General features: G+C 58.6%; 20 protein-coding genes. 9 read left to right on the top strand and 11 right to left on the bottom strand.

What is annotated here, in order from left to right; genetic code table 11:
* Positions 1–93 precede the first annotated feature (93 nt).
* The 5 genes from NZ453_RS13875 to upp all read right to left on the bottom strand — a co-directional run bounded on the left by NZ453_RS13875 (position 94) and on the right by upp (position 4,389).
* Entirely contained in the window at positions 94–861 is a 768-nt protein-coding gene (locus NZ453_RS13875) for an amino acid ABC transporter ATP-binding protein (protein ID WP_476747162.1), read from the bottom strand.
* Positions 851–1,504 carry an amino acid ABC transporter permease gene (locus tag NZ453_RS13870; protein WP_263771253.1) on the bottom strand — a complete coding sequence of 218 codons (654 nt, stop codon included), beginning with the start codon at positions 1,502–1,504 and terminating at the stop codon, positions 851–853. Before NZ453_RS13870 ends, NZ453_RS13875 begins: the two co-directional genes overlap by 11 nt.
* A gap of 148 nt (positions 1,505–1,652) precedes the next feature.
* On the bottom strand, positions 1,653–2,471 hold the full coding sequence (locus tag NZ453_RS13865) for an amino acid ABC transporter substrate-binding protein (protein ID WP_263771252.1): 819 nt from the start codon (positions 2,469–2,471) through the stop codon (positions 1,653–1,655).
* A gap of 31 nt (positions 2,472–2,502) precedes the next feature.
* Positions 2,503–3,741 (bottom strand): uracil-xanthine permease family protein, encoded by a 1,239-nt coding sequence (locus NZ453_RS13860; protein WP_263771250.1) that lies wholly within the window; start codon positions 3,739–3,741, stop codon positions 2,503–2,505.
* 21 nt (positions 3,742–3,762) lie between these two features.
* Entirely contained in the window at positions 3,763–4,389 is a 627-nt protein-coding gene (gene upp / locus NZ453_RS13855; protein ID WP_263771249.1) for a uracil phosphoribosyltransferase, read from the bottom strand.
* Between the two features lie 473 nt (positions 4,390–4,862).
* Between upp and NZ453_RS13850 the strand changes: the two genes are divergently transcribed.
* The 3 genes from NZ453_RS13850 to NZ453_RS13840 all read left to right on the top strand — a co-directional run bounded on the left by NZ453_RS13850 (position 4,863) and on the right by NZ453_RS13840 (position 8,130).
* A complete protein-coding gene (locus NZ453_RS13850; protein ID WP_263771248.1) occupies positions 4,863–5,318 on the top strand; it encodes a peroxiredoxin in 456 nt (151 codons plus the stop codon).
* A gap of 47 nt (positions 5,319–5,365) precedes the next feature.
* On the top strand, positions 5,366–6,799 hold the full coding sequence (locus tag NZ453_RS13845) for a PhoH family protein (RefSeq protein WP_263771247.1): 1,434 nt from the start codon (positions 5,366–5,368) through the stop codon (positions 6,797–6,799).
* A gap of 101 nt (positions 6,800–6,900) precedes the next feature.
* Positions 6,901–8,130: a transglutaminase-like domain-containing protein gene (locus tag NZ453_RS13840; RefSeq protein WP_263771246.1), complete on the top strand. Its 1,230-nt coding sequence runs from the start codon at positions 6,901–6,903 to the stop codon at positions 8,128–8,130.
* Positions 8,131–8,143: 13 nt separating this feature from the next.
* Here NZ453_RS13840 and dnaB read toward each other — a convergent pair whose 3' ends face one another.
* Positions 8,144–9,559, bottom strand: coding sequence for a replicative DNA helicase (dnaB, locus tag NZ453_RS13835; RefSeq protein WP_263771245.1), 1,416 nt, complete (start codon positions 9,557–9,559; stop codon positions 8,144–8,146).
* Positions 9,560–10,110: 551 nt separating this feature from the next.
* Between dnaB and NZ453_RS13830 the strand changes: the two genes are divergently transcribed.
* The 6 genes from NZ453_RS13830 to NZ453_RS13805 all read left to right on the top strand — a co-directional run bounded on the left by NZ453_RS13830 (position 10,111) and on the right by NZ453_RS13805 (position 16,495).
* Complete coding sequence (locus tag NZ453_RS13830; protein WP_338051168.1) at positions 10,111–11,421, top strand: L-cysteine desulfidase family protein; 1,311 nt, start codon at positions 10,111–10,113, stop codon at positions 11,419–11,421.
* A gap of 57 nt (positions 11,422–11,478) precedes the next feature.
* Positions 11,479–11,949 (top strand): Lrp/AsnC family transcriptional regulator, encoded by a 471-nt coding sequence (locus NZ453_RS13825; protein WP_263771243.1) that lies wholly within the window; start codon positions 11,479–11,481, stop codon positions 11,947–11,949.
* Between the two features lie 433 nt (positions 11,950–12,382).
* Entirely contained in the window at positions 12,383–12,844 is a 462-nt protein-coding gene (locus NZ453_RS13820; RefSeq protein WP_263771242.1) for a tripartite tricarboxylate transporter TctB family protein, read from the top strand.
* Positions 12,845–12,854: 10 nt separating this feature from the next.
* Positions 12,855–14,360, top strand: coding sequence for a tripartite tricarboxylate transporter permease (locus tag NZ453_RS13815; protein ID WP_263771241.1), 1,506 nt, complete (start codon positions 12,855–12,857; stop codon positions 14,358–14,360).
* An 80-nt stretch (positions 14,361–14,440) separates the two neighbouring features.
* Positions 14,441–15,406, top strand: a complete 966-nt coding sequence (locus NZ453_RS13810; RefSeq protein WP_263771239.1) for a tripartite tricarboxylate transporter substrate binding protein — start codon at positions 14,441–14,443, stop codon at positions 15,404–15,406.
* A 108-nt stretch (positions 15,407–15,514) separates the two neighbouring features.
* Entirely contained in the window at positions 15,515–16,495 is a 981-nt protein-coding gene (locus NZ453_RS13805; protein ID WP_263771238.1) for a uroporphyrinogen decarboxylase family protein, read from the top strand.
* Positions 16,496–16,682: 187 nt separating this feature from the next.
* On the opposite strand, the gene rplI is transcribed toward NZ453_RS13805, so the two are convergent.
* The 5 genes from rplI to NZ453_RS13780 all read right to left on the bottom strand — a co-directional run bounded on the left by rplI (position 16,683) and on the right by NZ453_RS13780 (position 20,317).
* Positions 16,683–17,132 carry a 50S ribosomal protein L9 gene (rplI, locus tag NZ453_RS13800; protein ID WP_263771236.1) on the bottom strand — a complete coding sequence of 150 codons (450 nt, stop codon included), beginning with the start codon at positions 17,130–17,132 and terminating at the stop codon, positions 16,683–16,685.
* A 14-nt stretch (positions 17,133–17,146) separates the two neighbouring features.
* A complete protein-coding gene (gene rpsR / locus NZ453_RS13795) occupies positions 17,147–17,422 on the bottom strand; it encodes a 30S ribosomal protein S18 (RefSeq protein ID WP_338051167.1) in 276 nt (91 codons plus the stop codon).
* Complete coding sequence (gene priB, locus NZ453_RS13790) at positions 17,415–17,723, bottom strand: primosomal replication protein N (protein WP_263771383.1); 309 nt, start codon at positions 17,721–17,723, stop codon at positions 17,415–17,417. The genes rpsR and priB overlap by 8 nt, the downstream gene beginning before the upstream one ends.
* A gap of 14 nt (positions 17,724–17,737) precedes the next feature.
* A complete protein-coding gene (gene rpsF, locus NZ453_RS13785; RefSeq protein ID WP_263771235.1) occupies positions 17,738–18,133 on the bottom strand; it encodes a 30S ribosomal protein S6 in 396 nt (131 codons plus the stop codon).
* A 282-nt stretch (positions 18,134–18,415) separates the two neighbouring features.
* The gene (locus NZ453_RS13780; RefSeq protein ID WP_263771234.1) at positions 18,416–20,317 is read right to left on the bottom strand and encodes a propionate--CoA ligase; all 1,902 of its coding nucleotides are present in this window, start codon (positions 20,315–20,317) and stop codon (positions 18,416–18,418) included.
* Positions 20,318–20,320: the final 3 nt, after the last annotated feature.

Here is a 20,320-nt window from a genome sequence, read left to right as displayed (position 1 = left end):
GGTTAGCGAAGAAGCTCTTCGCTCCGTCGAAACTGGCCGGCGGCGCAACGCCAGACGTGGCCAGCGGCAAGGGGTTAACCAAGGGCGACCTCATCACAACATGTTCTCAAGGAACGCTCGGGTACGTGGATGCTGCGGAGACGCGAACAGTTCCCGTGCGGGTCGCGCTTCGACGATGTTGCCTTCATCCATGAAAACAACCCGGCTCGCCACCTCGCGCGCGAAAGCCATCTCGTGGGTGACGACGACCATCGTCATGTGTTCCTCGGCGAGCTCGCGCATTGTGCGCAGCACTTCGCCGGTCAATTCGGGATCGAGCGCCGAAGTCGGCTCGTCGAAGAGCATGATGTCGGGCTCCATGGCCAATGCTCGTGCGATTGCCACGCGCTGCTTCTGCCCACCGGACAGGCGCGACGGGTACGCGTCGCGCTTCTCGAAGAGGCCGACCTTGCGCAGCAATGCCTCGGCTTTCGGCACGATCTCGTCGCGGCGCACGCCCTTGACCGTGATCGGCGCCTCGATGACGTTCTGCAGCACAGTGAGATGCGGAAACAGGTTGAAGTGCTGGAACACCATGCCCATCTTGCCGCAGATGCGCCGGATATCGGGTTCCGCAACATAGTGGCAATGCCCGCCGGCGTCGGTCGACACAAGCTTTTCGCCTTCGATCTCGATGGTTCCCCGGTGCACAGTCTCGAGGTGAATGAGACAGCGCAGGAAGGTGCTCTTGCCGGACCCTGAAGGCCCGATGACGGCGATCACCTCGCCTTTGCCGACGTCGAGTGACACTCCCTTGAGGACTTCGACCGGGCCGAAATGCTTGTGCACGTCAACGGCACGGATCATTGCTTCATTCATCATAGACGGCATATTTCTTCTCGAGCCGCTGGAAGCCATAGGTCAGTACCAGCGTCATGATCAGGTAGAACGTGGCGGCAACGACGAACGGCGTCGTCGTAAAGTCGCGCTGCACGATCCCGCGTGCCGCGCGCAGAAGATCATTCATGGCCAGCACGTAAATCAGCGAGGTATCCTTTACCAGTGTGATCGTCTCGTTGCTGATCGGCGGCAGGATGCGCTTGACGACCTGCGGCAGCACGATGCGCCGCATGGTTTGGGCGTAGGTGAGACCAAGCACGCGCGCGCCTTCGTACTGTCCCCGGTCGATCGACTGGATGCCGGCGCGGAAGATCTCGGCGAAATACGCGGCGTAATTGAGCACGAAGGCAACGATGGCCGACGGGAAATCGGGCAGTCGGATACCGACCACCGGCACGAACGGCAACGCGAAGTAGATGAAAAGCATCTGCAACATCAACGGCGTGCCACGCATCAGCCAGATGTAGCCGTTGACCAGATTGCTGACGAGCCGGAACCGCGAGATGCGCAGCAACGCCAGCGCCAAGCCGAGCGGAACGGAAAGCACGAGCGTGATGCAGAAAACCTGCAGGGTCACCCCGGTCCCATGCAACAACGGCGGGAGAATATCGAACACGTAGTTCATTGGAATAATTCGCAGCCCTGAATAAGTAAATCCGGCCACCAGGAAGACCGAACGGCGCAAGCCGTCAGTCTACCGGATGGCCGGATGCGGAGAGCTAAAGAATCGGCCGCCGATTGCCGGCGGCCGACCCGTGTCTCCTGCTGATTAATTACTTCTTGACGATGTCGCTGCCGAACCACTTGGTCGAGATGTTCGCCGCCGTGCCGTCGGCCTTCATATCGTCAAGCGCCTTCTGGATCTTGCTCATCAAGTCGGTGTCGTCCTTGCGCGTGCCGACGCCGTAGTCCTCGGTTCCGAAATTATCCTCGAGCACACGGTACTCACCCGGCTTCTTCGAGGTGTAATAGCGGCCAACCACTTCGTCGACGACGAGCGCGTCGAGACGGCCTGCGGAAAGGTCCATCAACGCGGTCACGTTGTCCGAAAACTTCTTCAATTCCTTGATCGACTTGGCGGCATCGGCGTCCTTCTGAACCGCGTCGACGGCGCTGCTGCCGTCCTGCACGCCGACGATCTTGTCCTTAAGATCGGCCTTGGTCTTGATCGGCGACTTGTCGGTCACCACGACGATCTGGCGGTTGGCGAGGTAAGGCGTGGTGAACAAAATGTTGGCCTTGCGCTCTTCGGTGATGGTGAGGCCATTCCACAGCACGTCGATGCGCTTGCCGTTCAGTTCCGCTTCCTTAGCGTTCCAGTCGATCGGCTTGAACGTCACTTCACGACCGAGGCGCTTGCCGGCTTCCTTCGCCAGATCGATGTCGAAGCCGACGAGTTCGTTCTTCTCGTCACGGAAACCCATCGGCGGGAAATTGTCGTCGAGGCCGATAACGATCGGAGCGGCCGCCGCAGCGGCAGGTGCCGGCGCGGGGGCGGCGGCCGGAGCCGGCGCTTCTTCTTTTTTACTGCAGCCAAGGAACATCGCGGAGGCGGCGAGCGCCATCAGGAGGAGCGATATGCGTTTTTTCATTTTTTCATCCCAGTCAATGTTGATAAAAGAATCACCCCTGCTGTGCCACCGCTTCGCGCGGCAGCAACAGGTTCAACAGAACGGCGAGAACGCCACACAGGCTGATGCCTTGCAGAGAAAAGCTACCGATTGTTACGCCGAGACCGCCGATGCCTGTGACGAGCGTCACGGAAACGATGCACAGGTTGCGAGCGCTGGAGAGGTCGACCCGGCCATCCATGATCGTCTTCAAGCCGATACCCGCGATGGAACCGAAGAGCAGCATCATGATGCCGCCCATGACTGGCATCGGGATCGTCTGCAGGAATGCGCCGAATTTGCCGACGAACGCCATCAGGATCGCGAAACAGGCTGCCCAGGTCATCACGACCGGGTTGTAATTCTTGGTCAGCATCACCGCGCCGGTAACCTCGCCGTAGGTGGTCACCGGAGGGCCGCCGAACAGGCCGGCGATATTCACCGCCAGACCGTCTCCCAGCAGCGTGCGATGCAAGCCCGGCTCCTCCGTGAAGTCTTTGCCGGTCACCGAGCCGATGGCCAGGATGCCGCCGACGTGCTCGACGATCGGCGCAATCGCCACCGGGATCATGTACATGATCGCCGACATGTTGAATTCTGGCGACCCGAAGGCCGGCACCGCCAGCCACGGCGCGTTGAGCACCTTGGAAAAATCGACCAGGCCGAGCGGAATCGAGACCACGTAACCGACCGCTACACCGACCAGGATGGGCACCAGCTTGAGCAGACGGCGCGCACGGATCGCCGTCAGCATGGTCGCCAGCAGCGAGATTGCTGCCACCGAAAGCGCCGTGCCGTAAGGCACGATCTGTTGGTCACCGGCTTTACCGATCGACATGTTGACGGCGACTTGGGCCAAGCCGAGACCGATGACCATGACCACTGGCCCGATCACCACTGGCGGCAGAAGCCGATGAATGAAACCGACGCCGCGCCACTTGACCAGGCCGGCGGCGACGTAATAGAAAAAGCTCGCGGCGGCCAAGGCGCCGAAGGTTGCCGGCATGCCCCACGTTTTGACGGAATAGATGACGGGTGCAATGAAAGCGAAGCTGGACCCGAGATAGATCGGGACTTCACGGCGCGTGCACAGCTGGAAAACCAGCGTGCCGATACCAGCGCCGAGCAACGCAAGACTTGGATTGAGGCCGGTGAGCAGCGGCACCAGCACCGTCGCGCCAAAAGCGACGAACAGGATTTGCGCCCCCGATAGGGCAGTACGCCAAACGGGGTCATGGGTTGTTGTAGTCATCGGATTCCCTGAGCGTTGTGGTTATTTGGTTCCAAAAATCTTGTCGCCCGCATCGCCGAGGCCGGGGATGATGTAGCCGACTTCATTGAGGTGGCTGTCGATCGCGGCTGTGTAGATGTCGACGTCGGGATGGGCGTTTTCGAGCGCCTTGATGCCTTCGGGCGCGGCAACGAGCACCAATGCCCGCACCTGCTTGCAGCCGTTGCGTTTCAACATGTCGATGGTGGCGATCAGGGAACCGCCGGTGGCGAGCATCGGGTCGATGATCAGCGCCATACGCTCATCGAGCTTGCCGACGAAGCGCTCGAAGTAGGGTTCGGGCATCAGCGTCGCATGGTTGCGCGCGATGCCGACCACGCTCACCTTCGCGCTCGGAATGAGGTCCAGCACGCCGTCAAGCATGCCGAGTCCGGCGCGCAGGATAGGAACCACCGAAACCTTCTTGCCCTTGATCTGGTCGATTTCGACCGGCCCCGCCCAGCCCTGGATCGTGCAGTGCTCGAGTTCGAAATCCCGACAGGCCTCATAAGTCAACAAACGCGCGAGTTCGGCAGTCAGCTCCCGGAACTTTTTGGTACTGATGTCGACCTCCCGCAGGAGCCCGATTTTGTGTTTTACGAGCGGGTGGCGGACCTCAATGACCGGCATGGCATTCTCCAGAATAAGCAGGGTTCGGGCAAACCTTCCAAGGTTAACGGATTCGGGCCGAAAGTGCATCCCCAAAATGCGAGGCCAAGCGCAACAACGGAGAAAAAAAGCGACGAAATAGCTAGCGGTCCGCCAACAGAAACATGCAACGACGATCCGATCCTTTGTGGGGATCAGGGTCGATCAGCACGGTTGAATTACGATCAAAACGATTCGGCGGCCATCGTTGCCGTCGCCGGGACAACTCGTGGGCCTCTCCAGCGCGCTGAAGAGTAGCGTCACGCGCTTCAGGCTCTGATTGTTCCCTCGCCGCCATTCAAAGGCCGGTTCACCGGCCTTTGCGCTTTTCCACATCCGAGAATCCGCAACCGCCTTCCGCGCGCCGTTTTCAGCAAGAACGCCTTACTTGACCCTGGCCCGGTTTCTATCAACAATCGAACCGACGTGCAACAACGAGGAAAGGCCGCAACCGCATGACCGACCGCATCGTAAGCGACTTCGAAGCTCCCGCCACCGGCGGCAAACCCTTCAAACTCTCCGACCAGCGAGGGAAAACCACCGTTCTTTACTTCTATCCGAAGGACAGTACGCCGGGTTGTACCACCGAGGCACAACAGTTCCGAGACCTCCATGCCGAGTTCGTCAAGGCAGGCTGCGTCATCGCTGGCGTCTCGCGCGACAGCCTGCGCTCGCATGAAAACTTCAAGCTCAAGCAGGAACTTCCGTTCGAGCTCCTTTCGGATGCCGACGAAGCCTTGTGCGCGCAATTTGAAGTGATTAAGGAGAAAAAACTCTACGGAAAGCCGGTACGTGGCATCGAACGCAGCACCTTCGTCATTGACGGCAAGGGGGTATTGCGGCGCGAATGGCGCGGCGTGAAGGCTCCCGGGCATGCGCAGGAGGTACTTGAGTACATCAAGATGCTTTGACCGTCCGCCCTCACCCAACAACAAACCAAACCGGAGAACTCCCGTACATGGTCCATAAGTCAGGCTCCACCAAGAAACGCCGGACTCCTACCAGCAACGCCCCCCGAAAACTCTTCGTACTCGACACCAACGTTCTGTTGCACGACCCGACCAGCGTCTATCGCTTCGAGGAACACGACGTATTCCTCCCGATCATGACGCTCGAAGAACTCGACAATAACAAGAAGGGGCTTTCCGAAGTCTCCCGCAATGCACGTCAGGTGACACGGCTTCTCGACGAGATCGTCTCCAGCCATGCCGGCCCCATCGAAAACGGCATCGAGCTTTTCGGTCCCTCGCACCGGCTGGCGAGCGGTCGTCTCTTGCTGCAAACCGAAGCGATTTCGAACGACCTGCCGCGCGGGTTGCCGACCGCCAAGGCCGACAACCAGATCCTCGCCGTCGTGATTCATCTGCAACGGCTGATGCCCGAGCGCGTCGTGATCCTGGTGTCGAAAGACATCAACATGCGCATCAAGGCCCGCGCCCTCGGCCTGGAGGCACAGGATTACTTCAACGACAAGGTGATCGAGGACACCGACCTGCTATACAGCGGGATGCGCGAACTCCCGCGCGACTTCTGGAACAAACACGGTGAAGGGATGGAATCGTGGAAGCGCGAGGCGCGCACGCTGTACCGGGTCACGGGACCGTTGTGTTCAAAGCTCCTGGTCAACGAGTTCATCTATCAGGAAAGCGAACCTCCGCTACAGGCAATCGTGCGCAACATCTCCGGCAAGACGGCCGAATTCGAGACACTTGTCGACTACACGCATCCGAAGAACAGCGTCTGGGGCATCACTGCGCGCAACCGAGAACAGAATTTCGCGCTCAACCTGCTGATGGACCCTGAAATCGACTTCGTCAGCCTCCTCGGGCAGGCAGGTACCGGCAAGACCTTGTTGACCCTGGCGGCCGGGCTGACGCAGGTACTCGAAAGCAAGCTTTACTCCGAGATCATCATGACTCGGGTCACCGTGCCGGTTGGTGAGGACATCGGATTTTTGCCAGGTTCTGAAGAAGAAAAAATGGGCCCCTGGATGGGCGCGCTCGAGGACAACCTCGAAGTGCTGAACAAAACCGACGACGATGCGGGCGATTGGGGTCGAGCCGCGACCCACGACCTGATCCGCAACCGGATCAAGATCAAGTCGCTGAACTTCATGCGCGGCCGTACCTTCCTGAACAAGTTCCTGATCATCGACGAGGCGCAGAATCTGACGCCGAAACAGATGAAGACGCTGACGACACGTGCCGGCCCCGGGACAAAAGTGGTGTGCATGGGAAACATTGCGCAGATCGACACGCCCTATCTGACGGAAGGTAGTTCGGGCCTGACGTATGTCGTCGACCGGTTCAAGGGATGGAGCCATTCCGGGCACGTCACGTTGCAACGGGGAGAGCGTTCCCGCCTCGCGGATTACGCCGCCGAAGTGCTATGATCTAGCGCCCTGAGCCGTGTTGAAGACACGGCTCAATCGTTTTTGCCAATCGAACGGGCTGCGCCGTGCGCGCCCCATTCCTTTGTTGTCCGGAGAGTCGATTGAAGCGACGAGACTTCCTCACGGCCACGGCCGTTCTTTCTCTTCTGGGCGCCTCTACGGCGCACGCAGCGAAGAACGCGCCGGCCAAAAAACCCGCGCCAGCCAAACGGCCCGCGCGCACGAGCAAGACCCCCGCCAAACCCGCGAAAAAACAACCCGCGGCAGCGTCGGCCACCGAGGCGGCGGACGATGAAGCAATGCCGCAAGGCGAGGCGCGCAACGCGATCAGCCTTCCGGATGAGCCGCTGCCGCAATGGCGCACCTACGATATCCGGTCGACGATTACGCTGCGGCCGACGAAAGGTAAAGCCCGGCTTTGGCTGCCGCTCGTGCAATACAAGGACACCCCCTGGGAACGCTCGCTCGGCCATAACTGGCAAGGGAACTTCGAAAGCGCCGGCATTTACCGCGACCCGGTGGCAGAAATGGAAGTTTTCTTTGCCGACTGGCCCGACGGCGTCGAAAAACCGCAATTGCAGGTCGTCAGCCAGGTAGCCACCCAGGACCGCCATTTCGATATCACGCGCCGCGGCGCCATTGCCGAGCGTACTGAAGTCCTGCGCCGCTGCCTGCAATCCACCGCGCTCGTGCCGGTCGACGGCATCGTGCGCAAAACAGCCGAGCGGGCCATCGGCCGCGTCAAAGACCCGCTCGCCCAGGGCAAGGCAATCTACGAATGGGTGGTAGAAAACACCGCGTATGACCCGAACCTGCGCTTCGTCGGTAATACCAGCGTCGGCGCGATGCTCGAACGTGGCGATCTGGCGGGACGCAGCGCAGATATCGCCCTGCTCTTCGTCGGCCTGTGCCGATCGATCGGCATCCCGGCACGGCCCGTCTTCGGCTTGCGCATGGACGGCTCACGACTGTTCGGGAGCCTGGGCGCGACGGGCAACCTGAGCACTGCGCAACAGTGCCGCGCCGAGTTCTACACTCCGGGCTACGGATGGATTCCAGTGAACCCGGCCGATGTTCGCAAGGCGGTCCGCGAAGAAAACTTGGGGCACGGCGACCCGAAGCTCAACGTGCTGAAGAAACTCCTGTTCGGCTTCTGGGAAATGAACTGGGTCGGCTTCAATGCCGCTCAGGACGTGGACCTTCGCGGGTCATCAAAAGAGACGCTACCTTTCCTTATTTACCCTGAGGTCGAGACGGAACAAGGCCGCTTCAACAGCCAGGACAGCGACCATTTCACGTACGAGGTCACCGCGTCCCGGGTCTACGGGTAACGAACAGCTTTCCCTAGTACGCCCCCGGGCTAGCGAAGTTTTCGAAGCGGGTGTATTCGCCGATGAAGGTCAGGCGGACGGTTCCGATCGGACCGTTACGTTGCTTGCCGATGATGATTTCCGCCGTTCCCTTGTCCGGCGTATCGGGGTTGTAAACCTCGTCGCGGTAGATAAACATGATGACGTCCGCGTCCTGCTCGATAGCGCCGGATTCGCGCAAATCGGACATGACCGGGCGCTTGTTTGGACGCTGCTCCAGCGAACGGTTGAGCTGCGACAAGGCAATGACGGGAACGCTGAGTTCCTTCGCCAACCCCTTCAGCGAGCGTGAGATTTCCGAAATCTCCGTTGCCCGGTTTTCGCCGGAACCGTTGGCCGACGACATCAGCTGCAGGTAGTCGATGATGATCAGGCCCAGTTTGCCGCACTGCCGATGCAGACGGCGTGCCCGAGCGCGCAAGTCAATCGGGTTGAGCGCCGGCGTCTCGTCGATGTACAGCGGCGCCTCGTGCATCTTGCCCAGAGCAAACGAAAGACGCGACCATTCGTCGTCGTTCAGCCGGCCAGTGCGCACGCGGTGAGCGTCAAGCTTGCCGACCGAGGAGAGCATCCGCATCGCCAGCTGCGTCCCGCCCATTTCCATCGAGAACACCGCCACCGGGAGCCCGATCTCGATCGCCACGTGTTCTCCCATGTTGAGGGCGAACGAGGTCTTGCCCATCGAAGGACGGCCCGCGACGATGAGCAAATCCCCCGGCTGCAAACCTGAGGTTTTGCCGTCGAGGTCGTGATAGCCGGTCGGCACCCCAGTAATGTCGGACGGATTATCGCGATCATGGAGCTCTTGAATACGTTCGACGACCTGAGTCAGCAAGGGGTTGATGTGCTGGAATCCGGTCTGATGGCGGAAGCCGCTTTCGGCGATGGCGAAGACTTTGGCCTCCGCTTCGTCGAGCAATTGCTTGGGATCGCGGCCCAACGGGTTGAAGGCGCTGCCCGCGATCTCGTCGCCAGCCGTAACCAGTTGGCGAAGAATGGCGCGTTCCCGAACGATTTCCGCGTAGCGGCGGATATTCGCGGCAGACGGGGTATTCGCCGCGAGTTCGCCAAGATAGGCAAGACCGCCCGTTTCGCTCCCCTCGCCCGCCAAATCGAGACTCTCAGCAACGGTGACGGCGTCCGCGGGCTTGGTCTGCTCGAGTAGCTTGCGGATGTGCCGATAGATGCGTTTGTGCTCGTCGCGATAAAAGTCGTTTTCACCCACCAGATCGGCGATCTTGTCGAACGCCGCATTGTCGAGCAGGAGCCCTCCAAGAACCGACTGCTCTGCTTCGATCGAGTGCGGCGGCACACGGAGTTGCGCCACGGCTGCGTCGAGCGGCGGGGTTTGCGGATATTTCGAGTTCGTTGTGTTGAACGGCTTGGCCATAAGGGTGTTCCAGATACTCGGTGCGTGAGGCAAGGGGAGTGAGTGTACCGCGAGGCAGCCTCCGTGCGCAGAGAAAGTACCGACAAGGGGGCTGGGCAGCTCAGTCATTTGAACGCCAAGGTCAACCGAAACCGAGTAAGCGCTTTGCCCATGTCAACTGCGCTCTTCTCTCATCCAGCTCGGCGCTAGAAGGCTACGTATCACCTACTTCTGGGCGAAAGACTCAGGAATCCGCCTGCGCCAACCGCGTTTCTCAGATCATCCCATGCTCTTGTTCCCTGAAAAACGAGAAATTATTTCCAAATTTATTGTGAGCACGCCGAATTATCGAAAACGCCAACTACGAAACCGAGCAAAAGAAAAATATATTCGTTATTTGTACATTTACTGGAAATTGTTTGCTTTTATAAGCGCTCTCGATGCTATATTTTTCCTAAACAGAGCCCCTAAGCAAACAAGACGACCACGGGACCCGCAGGAAACCGGACGAGGAACGAATGAGCTTTCAATGTGCCACGGCAACGCTTCAGCGGGCTGTATCGGAGAAACCAGTGGAAGGACTTACCCAATTGGCTGTTAGCGAGCAACTGGCATCGGAATTTTTGAAGGCGATCAAGCACGAAGTGGTTCCGGCGCTGGGCTGCACAGAGCCCATCTCGCTCGCCCTTGCGTCCGCAATTGCTACAAGACACCTGAGCGCCGTGCCCGAACGGATCGAAGGAAAGGTCTCGGCCAATCTGATGAAGAACGGGATCGGGGTTACCGTCCCGGGCACCGGGATGGTCGGCCTCTCGATTGCGGCGGCTGTCGGCGCCCTGGGTGGCGATCCCGACGGTGGGCTTGAGGTTCTCAAGGGGCTGACACCGGAAGTCGTCGCGGCCGGCAAGAAGATGCTTAACGAGGGCAAGGTCAACATTGGTATCGCTGATGACGTACCGGTCCTCTACGCCGAAGCCCGGGTGATTCGAGGTGATGATTGGGTCAGAGTCTGCATTGCGGACGAGCATACTCACGTCGTCCTGATCGAGAAGAACGGAGCAATCCTCTTCAAAGCTCCCGTGGGAACAGCCGCAGCAACGTCGCACTACTCGTTGGAGGGCGCGACCGCCCGCTCGGTTTACGAGTTTTCGACTACCGCGCCGTTCGCCGACATCGCTTTCATTCTTGATGCCGCAAGAATCAATGCGTCGCTATCCACCGAGGGATTACGCGGCGACTACGGTCTTCATATCGGCGCGACCCTGCAACGTCAGATCGAACGGGGACTGCTTTCCGACGACCTGCAAACCCGCGTCGTCATGCGCTCTTCAGCCGCATCCGACGCCCGCATGGGAGGCGCAACCTTGCCGGCAATGAGTAATTCCGGCTCGGGGAACCAGGGAATCGCGGCCACGATGCCCGTCCTCGTCGTTGCCGAACATATCGGAGCGGATGATGAAAAACTCGCCCGTGCCCTGATGCTTTCGAATTTGATGGCGGTATATATCCACAGCAAACTGCCCAAGCTTTCTGCGCTATGCGCGGTTACCACGGCCGCAATGGGCGCCGCGGCGGGTATGGCCTGGCTGATGCAAGGGGACTACAACACCGTCAGGATGGCGATCTGCAGCATGATTGGCGACGTGGCCGGCATGATCTGCGACGGAGCGTCCAATAGTTGCGCGATGAAGGTATCGACTTCTGCCACGGCGGCCTATAAGGCTGTACTGATGGCTCTGGACAATTCTCGCGTCACCGGAAATGAAGGTATTGTCGACGCCAGCCTCGACGCTTCCATCGACAATCTCTGCTCGCTGGCACGCGAAAGCATGGTGCACACCGACCGACAAATCCTCCAGATCATGATCAAGAAGCAATGCTGAACGGAACGGTCCCACCTAAATAGCCCTGGATAACAGAGAGAATAGCCTGAGGCCGATATGGATCGAATCGATAAAGAGATTCTCGCCTTGTTGCAGGAAAACGCCGATCTGCCGATCAACGAAATATCGGAACGCGTCAACTTGTCTACCACCCCCTGTTGGCGGCGTATCCAGCGTTTGCAGGACGCAGGATACATTCAGCGCAAGGTCGTTCTTCTCGATCCGGAGAAATTGAATGTAGGCGTGACCGTATTCGTGGTTCTGCGTACGAATCAGCACAATCAAGAATGGTTCGAGAGATTAAGCGCTACGGTCCGCGAGATCCCAGAAGTCGTCGATTTCTATCGCATGAGCGGAAATATCGACTATCTACTACGTGTTGTGGTTCCCGACATTGCGGCATACGACGAGGTCTACAAAAGGCTGACAAAAAAAATCGAAATATTCGAAGTCAGCTCTAGTTTCGCCATGGAGGAAATAAAACATACCACATCACTTCCACTAGATTATCTTGACCGGGGCAATTAGCACCTTAAGTAACCAAGCGAGAATGAAAAAGCGTTTCAACGCCGATGAGCAAGCAGGTAATTCAGATGCAGCGGTGCTTTCTTGGTGCCTGTGCCTTCAGAAAAGCCCCATTCTGGTGCCCAACTCTATTATTGAAACACGTCGACGCCTTGGTGTTGTAAATGTACAGAAGTGAGCTTTGTGTAAAGCCTTAGAACTTTTTTCTTCAGACGATTGAGAATCCTCAGGAAAGGAGAATCAAATTCCAACAAGAAGGCCGATCGAGACTTTAAGAAAGTCTATTTCCATATCGATCTGCTCACAGAATATTGACCTAAACAGAGGCACATAAATTGCTTTTTCGTTTGAATTGCACTTGACAAAAACGATTGACGAAATCAGTCATCGTTGACTGTTGTTAATTGAATTACGGTTTTTTGGGGGAGATACCGGTATGCAAAATCGGCCAGGGATAAACACCGTTGGACTGAGCGGGGCAATTTCCGTTCTCGTCGTCGGCCTGGTGTTCTTTATCTATTCACTGCAATACCCTTACGAGAGCGAACTCGGACCAGGCCCAGGAATGATGCCGGTCTGGCTTTCAGGCATACTGATCATTCTTGGTTTTGCTTATCTGTATTCAGTTCTCAAAGGCAAGGACTCAGCTGAGAAATGGCCGGAAAAGAAAGCCCGCATGGAAATGGGCTTGATTCTCGGAAATATGGCCCTCTTTGTCGCGCTGCTCCCGCTTATCGGGTTTAACCTGAGTGGCACGGTGTTTCTCTTCGTGTTTCTCCGGCGCGCCTACCCTTGGTACAAAAGCCTGGCGATTTCGGCCGGCGCCTCGATTTTTCTCTTTCTTCTTTTCACCGAGGGATTCGCGTCGCCTCTCCCGGTAAATATGTTCGGCTTCTGAGGATATAAGAATGGAAAACGTAATTTCCTTGTTGCACGGTTTCCAGGCCGCCCTCACTCCCACCAACCTCCTCTTCTGCTTTATCGGCGTTCTCGTCGGGCAGATCGTCGGCGTACTGCCGGGACTCGGTCCGGTCGCCGGGACGGCGATGCTCATCCCACTCACCTACGCGCTCTCACCGACAACGGCGGTCATCATGCTCGCCGGGATTTTCTACGGCGCGATGTACGGCGGGACAATTACCTCGGTACTGATCAACGTTCCCGGTGAGGGAGCTTCTGTCATCACCTGTATCGACGGATACAAGATGGCCAAACAAGGGCGCGGGGGTCACGCGCTCGGGGTCGCCGCCATCGGCTCATTCATCGGCGGGTGCATCGCGGTCTTCTTTTTGACTTTCCTCGGACCCGTTCTCGCCAAATACGCCCTGAAGTTCGGGCCGCCTGAGTTCTTCAGCATCATGATCTTCGGCCTGTTGTTGCTGGTCGGCCTAATCGGCAAATCGGTGATCAAGGGGCTGATCGCCGCCCTGATCGGCATGATCCTGGCGCTGGTAGGACAAGATCCCGGGACAGGCGTCGACCGCTTCTTGTTCGGGCAGATCGAGTTGCTGGAAGGCATCGATTTCGTGATTCTCGCCATCGGATTGTTTGGTCTCTCCGAAATCCTGACGAATTCAGAGGAGGACATGACGCTGAACAAGCCGGAGGAAATCGCCGGACTCATTCCTCCTCGTGCCGAATGGAAGCCCTGCTTGAGCGCCATCCTCAGGGGAACAGGCATTGGAGGACTCCTCGGCCTCATTCCGGGCACGAGCGCTTCGATTGCATCCTTGATGTCGTATTCGCTCGAACGCAAGATGGCGAAAGATCCGTCGCGCTTCGGCGAGGGCGCCATCGAAGGCGTCGCGGGGCCTGAAACCGCGAACAACAGCTACGCGGGCGCCGCCCTGATCCCGCTGTTTACGCTGGGAATCCCGACGTCACCGACCATTGCCGTTCTCCTCGGGGCTTTCATCATGCACGGGCTGACGCCCGGACCGCTCTTGTATATCAAGAATCCGGACTTCATCTGGGCGGTCGTTGCCAGCATGTTCATCGGCAACCTGATCCTTCTCATCATGAACCTGCCCCTGGCCAAGTACTGGGCAAAGATCGCACTCGTCCCGTATGAACTGTTGTTCCCCCTGATCCTGCTTGTCTGCATGGTAGGCGTATACAGCGTCAATCGCAGCTTGTGGGACGTCGGCATGACGATCGGCTTTGGGGCTATCGGCTACATGATGAAGAAATGGAAGCTGCCCACGGCGGCACTCATCCTTTCGTTCGTACTCGGCAAGAATATTGAGTTCACCCTTGTACAAACGCTCACGCTGTCCGATAACGGCCTCTTGTACCTGTTCGAACGCCCCATCTCCGGGACACTGCTCACGTTATGCGGAATCATCCTCGCGGCGGGTCTTTACACGACAATCAAGAACAAGCGCGGCGCCCTTGCAGCCGACGAGGAAGCGTAAAGAAGGTGGACGATCAACAAGCAACGAGCGGCAAATTCAACGTAGGAACCCCTGATCAATCAACAAAGCGAGGCACGAAAATGAAACACAAACTCCTGGCGGCCCTTCTTCCGGCTTTCCTGCTGACGGCCGGATTCAACGCGAAAGCGGCGGATGAGCCCTATCCGCAAAAACCCATCGTGGCGATCGTCGCCTTCCCGGCCGGTGGCGGTACCGACATCATCGCTCGCTCGATTTTCCGCACCGCGGAGAAGTATGTCGGCAAAGGGTTCGTGGTCGATAACAAACCCGGCGCAGGCGGCGCCATCGGTTTCACCGCGATCGCCGGCGCGCCGAAAGACGGATATACGCTGGGCTTCATTAACGCGCCGACGATCGTGCTCAACCCCATCCAGCTCGCCGACAAGGTCAAATACAAACTCGACGATTTCGTGCCAATCGCTAACTTCGTGAGCGACCCGGGCGTTTTCGCGGTCAATGTTGACAGCCCGTTCAAGACCTTCAAGGACTTCGTAGACTACGCCAAGGCCAACCCCAACAAGGTCAAGCTCGCTTACGGCGGCCCGGGAACATCGGAAGCGCTGGCGTTGCGCAACCTGGAACAGAAGCTGGACATCAAGTTCCGCAAGGTACCGTTCGAAGGAACCGGCCCGCAGCTCACAGCGCTGATGGGCGGACACATCGACATCATGATCTCGAACGCCTCGGAGATCTACCCGCAAGTGGAAGCGAAGACGATTCGCGTCATCGCCGTCGGCTCGGAAAAGCGCGTCGATCTGTATCCGAACGCGCCGACATACAAGGAATCGGGTTTCGACTACACGCAGGTTTCGATGCGCGGACTGGCAGCTCCGAAGGGAGTCGATGCGAAACACGTCAAGTTCCTCGCCGACGCAATGAAGAAGTCGTTCGAAGATCCTGAGTTCCGCAAGCACGCACAGGAACTGCACCTGCCGCTCCAGTACATGGGGCCGGAAGAATTGGCGAAGGAACTCGCGCGTCAGGACGCCTTCTACCGTGCCGAATACGCCAAGAGCCCCTGGTAAGCGGGATTTTCACGGTTTCCGGTGCTCCCGGCCTTTGTGCCGGGAGCACTGGCCAACCGCAGCCAATGCGGAATGTCGAACAAACCAATTGCGTGATGGGAGAGACTTTTGAACAAGCTTGACCGCGTGCAGGCGGCATTGAACGGCGAGGCTGTCGATCGCCCGCCGTACGCCTTCTGGACGCACTTCCCGGGCATCGACCTCGACCCGGACGCCCTTGCGCGGGAGACGATCGCCTTTGCGCGCGAGCTCGATCTCGACTTCGTGAAGACGATGCCAAACGGCCAGTTCTGTACCGAGGACTGGGGCGCCGTATCGGACTTCAGCGAGGTAGCAAAGGGCGGCGTCGCCAAAGTGGTGAAGGCCGCGGTGAACGCGCCCGAAGATTGGTCGGCCATCCGTCGGCTCGATGCCAGACAGGGGGCCTTTGGGCGCGAGCTGAAACAGATCGCCAAGGTATGCACGGAACTCGGTCCCGACGTTCCGGTACTCGCCACAGTGTTTTCACCGCTCACCATCGCGCAAAAACTCGCCGGCACCGCCTATCGCTCGCACCTGCAAACGCATCCAGCGCTTGTTAGGGCAGCGCTCGCTGTCATATCAGCCACGATGGCGGCTTTCATCCGAGAAGCCTTGAACGTGGGTTGCGCCGGGGTCTTCTTCGCCACCCAGGAGTCGAGCACGAAGTGCGTGAGTACGGAGACCTACCTCGAGTTCGGCAAACCGTACGATCTTGAAGTTCTGGACGCCGCCTCGGGCGGCTGGTTCAACGTCATCCACATGCACGGCGACGACGTGATGTTCGACGTGCTGAAGAATTACCCGGTCACCGCATTGAACTGGCACATCGGCGAAACGCCTCCCCTACTTGCCGACTATGCCGCGACATCCGGCCGCAAACCGGTTGTCGGCGGACTCCGGCGCATGGCATTGACGGACGGCGACATGAATATGACCCGCGCCGACATAGCCGACGCCATGACGGCCACCGGCGGACGAGGATTATTGTTAGGCCCGGCCTGCGTGATCAGGCACCCCGTAGACCACGCTGTACTGAAAGCCGTGATCGGGGAGATTAGGAAGCTTTAGGCCTTTGGACCAACACGAGATGAGGTTCTGAGGCGGGTTGATTCGATTGCTTCTAGCCATGGGAAGCAGTACACCTGCCGCGACCCACTGTGATCGCTTCGCAAGAAAAAAAGGCTTCGCGATGCGCGAAGCCTTTTTCGTATTTTTCTCGGCCCAACGTTCGGGCTGACGGGTGTCTGGAGCTAGCTTACTGCTCGGCGACGATGGCGACCTTAACGGTAGCCAACACGTCCGTGTGCAAGGCAATTTCCAGCGTCGATTCACCCACGGTCTTCAGCGGACCAGCCGGCATGCGGATGTTCGCCTTCTCGACCTCGAAGCCCAGTGCCTTCAGACCGTCGGCGACGTCGTAGTTCGTCACAGAGCCGAACAACCGTCCGTCAACCCCTGCCTTGCGGGCAATCGTTACCTCGACGCCTTCGAGCTTGTCAGCAAACGCCTGCGCAGCGGCAAGCTTCTCCGAAGCGGCTTTTTCCAGCTCGGCGCGCTTGGCTTCGAACTCCTTCATCGCAGTCGGCGTCGCCCGCTTTGCCTTGCCTTGCGGGATCAGGAAGTTGCGCGCATAACCATCCTTGACCTTGACGAGATCGCCCAGGTTGCCGAGGTTGACGACCTTTTCCATCAGAATAATTTGCATCGTCATCTCCTCGATTATTGGTGGTTGTCGGTGTAGGGCAGCAACGCCAGGAAGCGCGCGCGCTTGATGGCGACCGACAACAGACGCTGGTATCCGGCCTTCGTGCCGGTCAGGCGCGCCGGCATGATTTTGGCATTCTCGGCGATGTATTCCTTGAACAGATCGACGTCCTTATAGTCGATGCCGTCCATCTTCTCGAGCGTGAAGCGGCAGAACTTGCGACGCTTGAACATGCCACCGCCGCGCTTCTTGACGTTCTTGTCATCCTTCTTCTTGAAGAACCTAGCCATTTTGGTTTCCTTCTACAAATTCGATCGTAAGTATGTGCAATCTCAGCTGTTTGCTCTCTCGACTTCTTGCTGCCAGGAAGCCCGTCACCCGGACTTCAACTCCTGGCGTAGCCGCCTCAAGCCACTTGGCCGTCTCTCCTAGCGCAATCGCGCGAATTTCGCATTCAACGCGCCGGGGATGGCCGGCTTCGAGTTGCTCTGACTGGTGACCGATCACGCATTCCAGGACCGGTACTCTCGCCGGGGTGTAACGTAGTGCCCTGCGCTCGATCAGTGTTCCCGCTAACTCGACGCGATTCAGCTGAGCCTCGTCAATCAGGCCGACGGTTGTTCGGCAGGGGCCGCGGCTTCGGCCGGAGCCTCACCCTTGGTTTCCATCATCGACTTGGATTTTTCTTCCTTCATCATCGGCGAGGGAGTGGTCACGGCCTTCTTCATCTTGATAGTGAGGTGGCGCAGGACGGCATCGTTGAACTTGAACCCGTGTTCGAGTTCGGCAAGCACTTCGCCGTCACACTCGATGTTCATGAGCACGTAATGCGCCTTGTGCAGTTTCTGGATCGGGTAGGCCAATTGGCGGCGACCCCAATCTTCGAGGCGGTGAATAAAGCCACCGTGCGAGGTGACGAGCGTTTTGTAACGCTCGACCATCGCCGGGACCTGTTCGCTCTGGTCCGGATGGACGATGAAAACGATTTCGTAATGACGCATGAACACTCCTCATGGATAAAGCCCCCCGCCATGCGAACGGTGGAGCAAGGTGGAAAAGCTTATTATTCTAGCGCAGTAATGGCTTGCGAATCAATGTGTTTGTATGTTTGCGCCTTGATAAATGCAAAGGCAAACATAGGAGCATGCAGGGACAAACCCTCCCGAAGCTAAACGCGGGGGAAATGTCGGAAAAGTCCCGCGCCCGGCCGACCACAAGGGCTCGACCAGGGGGCGCCGACACCGGCGCCCCCTTTTACTTTGGCCCTACCCGCAGCGACTGGCTCAGGCCGGCGTCAGATCAAGCGCGTTCCGCAATTGTTCGAGCGCGGCCGGGTCCTCGATCGTCGTCAGATCCCCTGGGTCGCGCCCTTCAGCCAAAGCCTGAATCGAGCGCCGCAAGAGTTTGCCCGAACGCGTTTTGGGCAGCACGGTGAGGAAGTGGACCCGTCCTGGGCGTGCCAAAGCCCCAAGACTGTCGTCCACTTGCTTGAGAACGGCTTTTTCGAGAGCGGCGCGTCCGTCAGGCGTAGCTATTACGGCAGGGTTTTTGACTACGGCAAAAGCCATCGGCATCTGGCCCTTGACCGGATCGGCAACACCGACCACCGCGACTTCGGCTATCGCCGGGTGGCCCTGGATGGCTTCCTCGATCTCACGCGTTCCGAGGCGATGGCCTGCGACGTTGATCACGTCGTCTGTACGGCCGAGGATGTAATGGTAGCCGTCCTTGTCGCGGATTCCCCAGTCGAAGGAGGAGTACACCAACGGGTCGCGGAACAGCGAGAAGTACGTGGACACAAAACGGCTGTCGTCCCCCCACACTGTCGACAGGCACCCCGGAGGAAGCGGCGGCACGATACCGACAACGCCCTTCTCGTCTGGATCGCAGACGGTCCCGTCCTCGCGAAAGATTTTCACGTTGTAGCCATAAACCGGGAAGCTCGGCGTCCCATACCTAATCTCGGTTTTCTCCACGCCGGGCATCGCCGATAAGATCGGCCAACCGGTCTCGGTCTGCCAGTAGTTGTCGATCACGGGCAGCTTCAATTCGCCCATCAGCCACTCGTGCGTCGGCTGGTCGAGGGGCTCGCCAGCCAGGAAAAGATGCTTCAGGCTCGACAGGTCGTGCCGGTGCATATAGGACGTGTCGTGCTTCTTCAGTACGCGAGCGGCTGTCGGCGCCGAGAACATGACGTTCACTCGATACTTCTCGACGATGCTCCACCAGACGCCGGGATCGGGACGCAGGGGCGTGCCCTCGTACATGATCGTGCACATTCCGGCCAGCAACGGGCCATATACGATGTAGGAATGACCGACTACCCATCCGATATCCGAGGTAGTGAACATCGTTTCGCCCTCGGCCCCGCAGTAGATGTGTTTCATCGATGCCGCGAGTGCCACTGCATAGCCACCGGTGTCGCGTTGAATGCCCTTGGGCTTGCCGGTCGTTCCCGACGTATAGAGGATATAGGACGGTTCCGATGATTCGAGCCAGGTCACCGGCACATCAGCATCAAGGCACGCTTCGCGCAGCGTGGCGAAATCGACGTCGCGCCCTTCGACCCGGGCAAAGCCTTCATCGAGTCCTCGATCGACCATCAGGACGCGCTCGGGCTTGTGGTTCGCCTGCGCGATAGCGTCATCGAGCAGATGCTTGTAGGGAATGACTTTGCCGCCGCGCAGGCCGGCATCGGCGGAAACAATCAGTTTCGGGGCCGCGTCGTCGATGCGAGTCGCCAGCGAACCAGAGGCGAATCCGCCGAAAACCACGGAGTGGATCGCCCCGATCCGGGTGCAGGCAAGCATCGCGAACAGCGCCTCGGGAATCATCGGCATGTAGATCAGGACGCGGTCGCCCTTGCCTACGCCAAGCCGCTGCATGATCGCGGCGACCCGAACGACTTCGGTCTTGAGTTCGGCAAACGAGAAAACGCGCTCAGTGTCGGTTTCGGTCGACACGAAGACCAACGCCCGCGCGTCGGGCCGTTTCGCCGCGTGGCGGTCAATAGCGTTGTAGCAGAGATTGGTTTGCCCACCGACAAACCATTTGGCAAAAGGTGGCCTCGAAAAGTCGAGCGCTTGCGTGAAGGGAACGTGCCAGTCGATTAGTTCGGCTTGGCGAGCCCAGAATTCATTCGGGTGTTCGATGGATTGCTGGTGAAACTCCTTGATCGTCGTCATGGG

The sequence above is a fragment of the Propionivibrio soli genome, from assembly GCF_025770765.1.
In the GTDB taxonomy this organism is placed as follows: Bacteria; Pseudomonadota; Gammaproteobacteria; order Burkholderiales; family Rhodocyclaceae; genus Propionivibrio; species Propionivibrio soli.
This window is presented reverse-complemented; position numbering and strand designations above follow the sequence as displayed.

Bases quoted from the DNA above. Each gene is read 5' to 3' on its own strand.
- NZ453_RS13875 (WP_476747162.1), bottom strand. From the start codon at position 861: ATGATGAATGAAGCAATGATCCGTGCCGTTGACGTGCACAAGCATTTC.
- NZ453_RS13870 (WP_263771253.1), bottom strand. From the start codon at position 1,504: ATGAACTACGTGTTCGATATTCTCCCGCCGTTGTTGCATGGGACCGGG.
- NZ453_RS13865 (WP_263771252.1), bottom strand. From the start codon at position 2,471: ATGAAAAAACGCATATCGCTCCTCCTGATGGCGCTCGCCGCCTCCGCG.
- NZ453_RS13860 (WP_263771250.1), bottom strand. From the start codon at position 3,741: ATGACTACAACAACCCATGACCCCGTTTGGCGTACTGCCCTATCGGGG.
- upp (WP_263771249.1), bottom strand. From the start codon at position 4,389: ATGCCGGTCATTGAGGTCCGCCACCCGCTCGTAAAACACAAAATCGGG.
- NZ453_RS13850 (WP_263771248.1), top strand. From the start codon at position 4,863: ATGACCGACCGCATCGTAAGCGACTTCGAAGCTCCCGCCACCGGCGGC.
- NZ453_RS13845 (WP_263771247.1), top strand. From the start codon at position 5,366: ATGGTCCATAAGTCAGGCTCCACCAAGAAACGCCGGACTCCTACCAGC.
- dnaB (WP_263771245.1), bottom strand. From the start codon at position 9,559: ATGGCCAAGCCGTTCAACACAACGAACTCGAAATATCCGCAAACCCCG.
- NZ453_RS13825 (WP_263771243.1), top strand. From the start codon at position 11,479: ATGGATCGAATCGATAAAGAGATTCTCGCCTTGTTGCAGGAAAACGCC.
- NZ453_RS13820 (WP_263771242.1), top strand. From the start codon at position 12,383: ATGCAAAATCGGCCAGGGATAAACACCGTTGGACTGAGCGGGGCAATT.
- NZ453_RS13815 (WP_263771241.1), top strand. From the start codon at position 12,855: ATGGAAAACGTAATTTCCTTGTTGCACGGTTTCCAGGCCGCCCTCACT.
- NZ453_RS13810 (WP_263771239.1), top strand. From the start codon at position 14,441: ATGAAACACAAACTCCTGGCGGCCCTTCTTCCGGCTTTCCTGCTGACG.
- rplI (WP_263771236.1), bottom strand. From the start codon at position 17,132: ATGCAAATTATTCTGATGGAAAAGGTCGTCAACCTCGGCAACCTGGGC.
- rpsR (WP_338051167.1), bottom strand. From the start codon at position 17,422: ATGGCTAGGTTCTTCAAGAAGAAGGATGACAAGAACGTCAAGAAGCGC.
- rpsF (WP_263771235.1), bottom strand. From the start codon at position 18,133: ATGCGTCATTACGAAATCGTTTTCATCGTCCATCCGGACCAGAGCGAA.
- NZ453_RS13780 (WP_263771234.1), bottom strand. From the start codon at position 20,317: ATGACGACGATCAAGGAGTTTCACCAGCAATCCATCGAACACCCGAAT.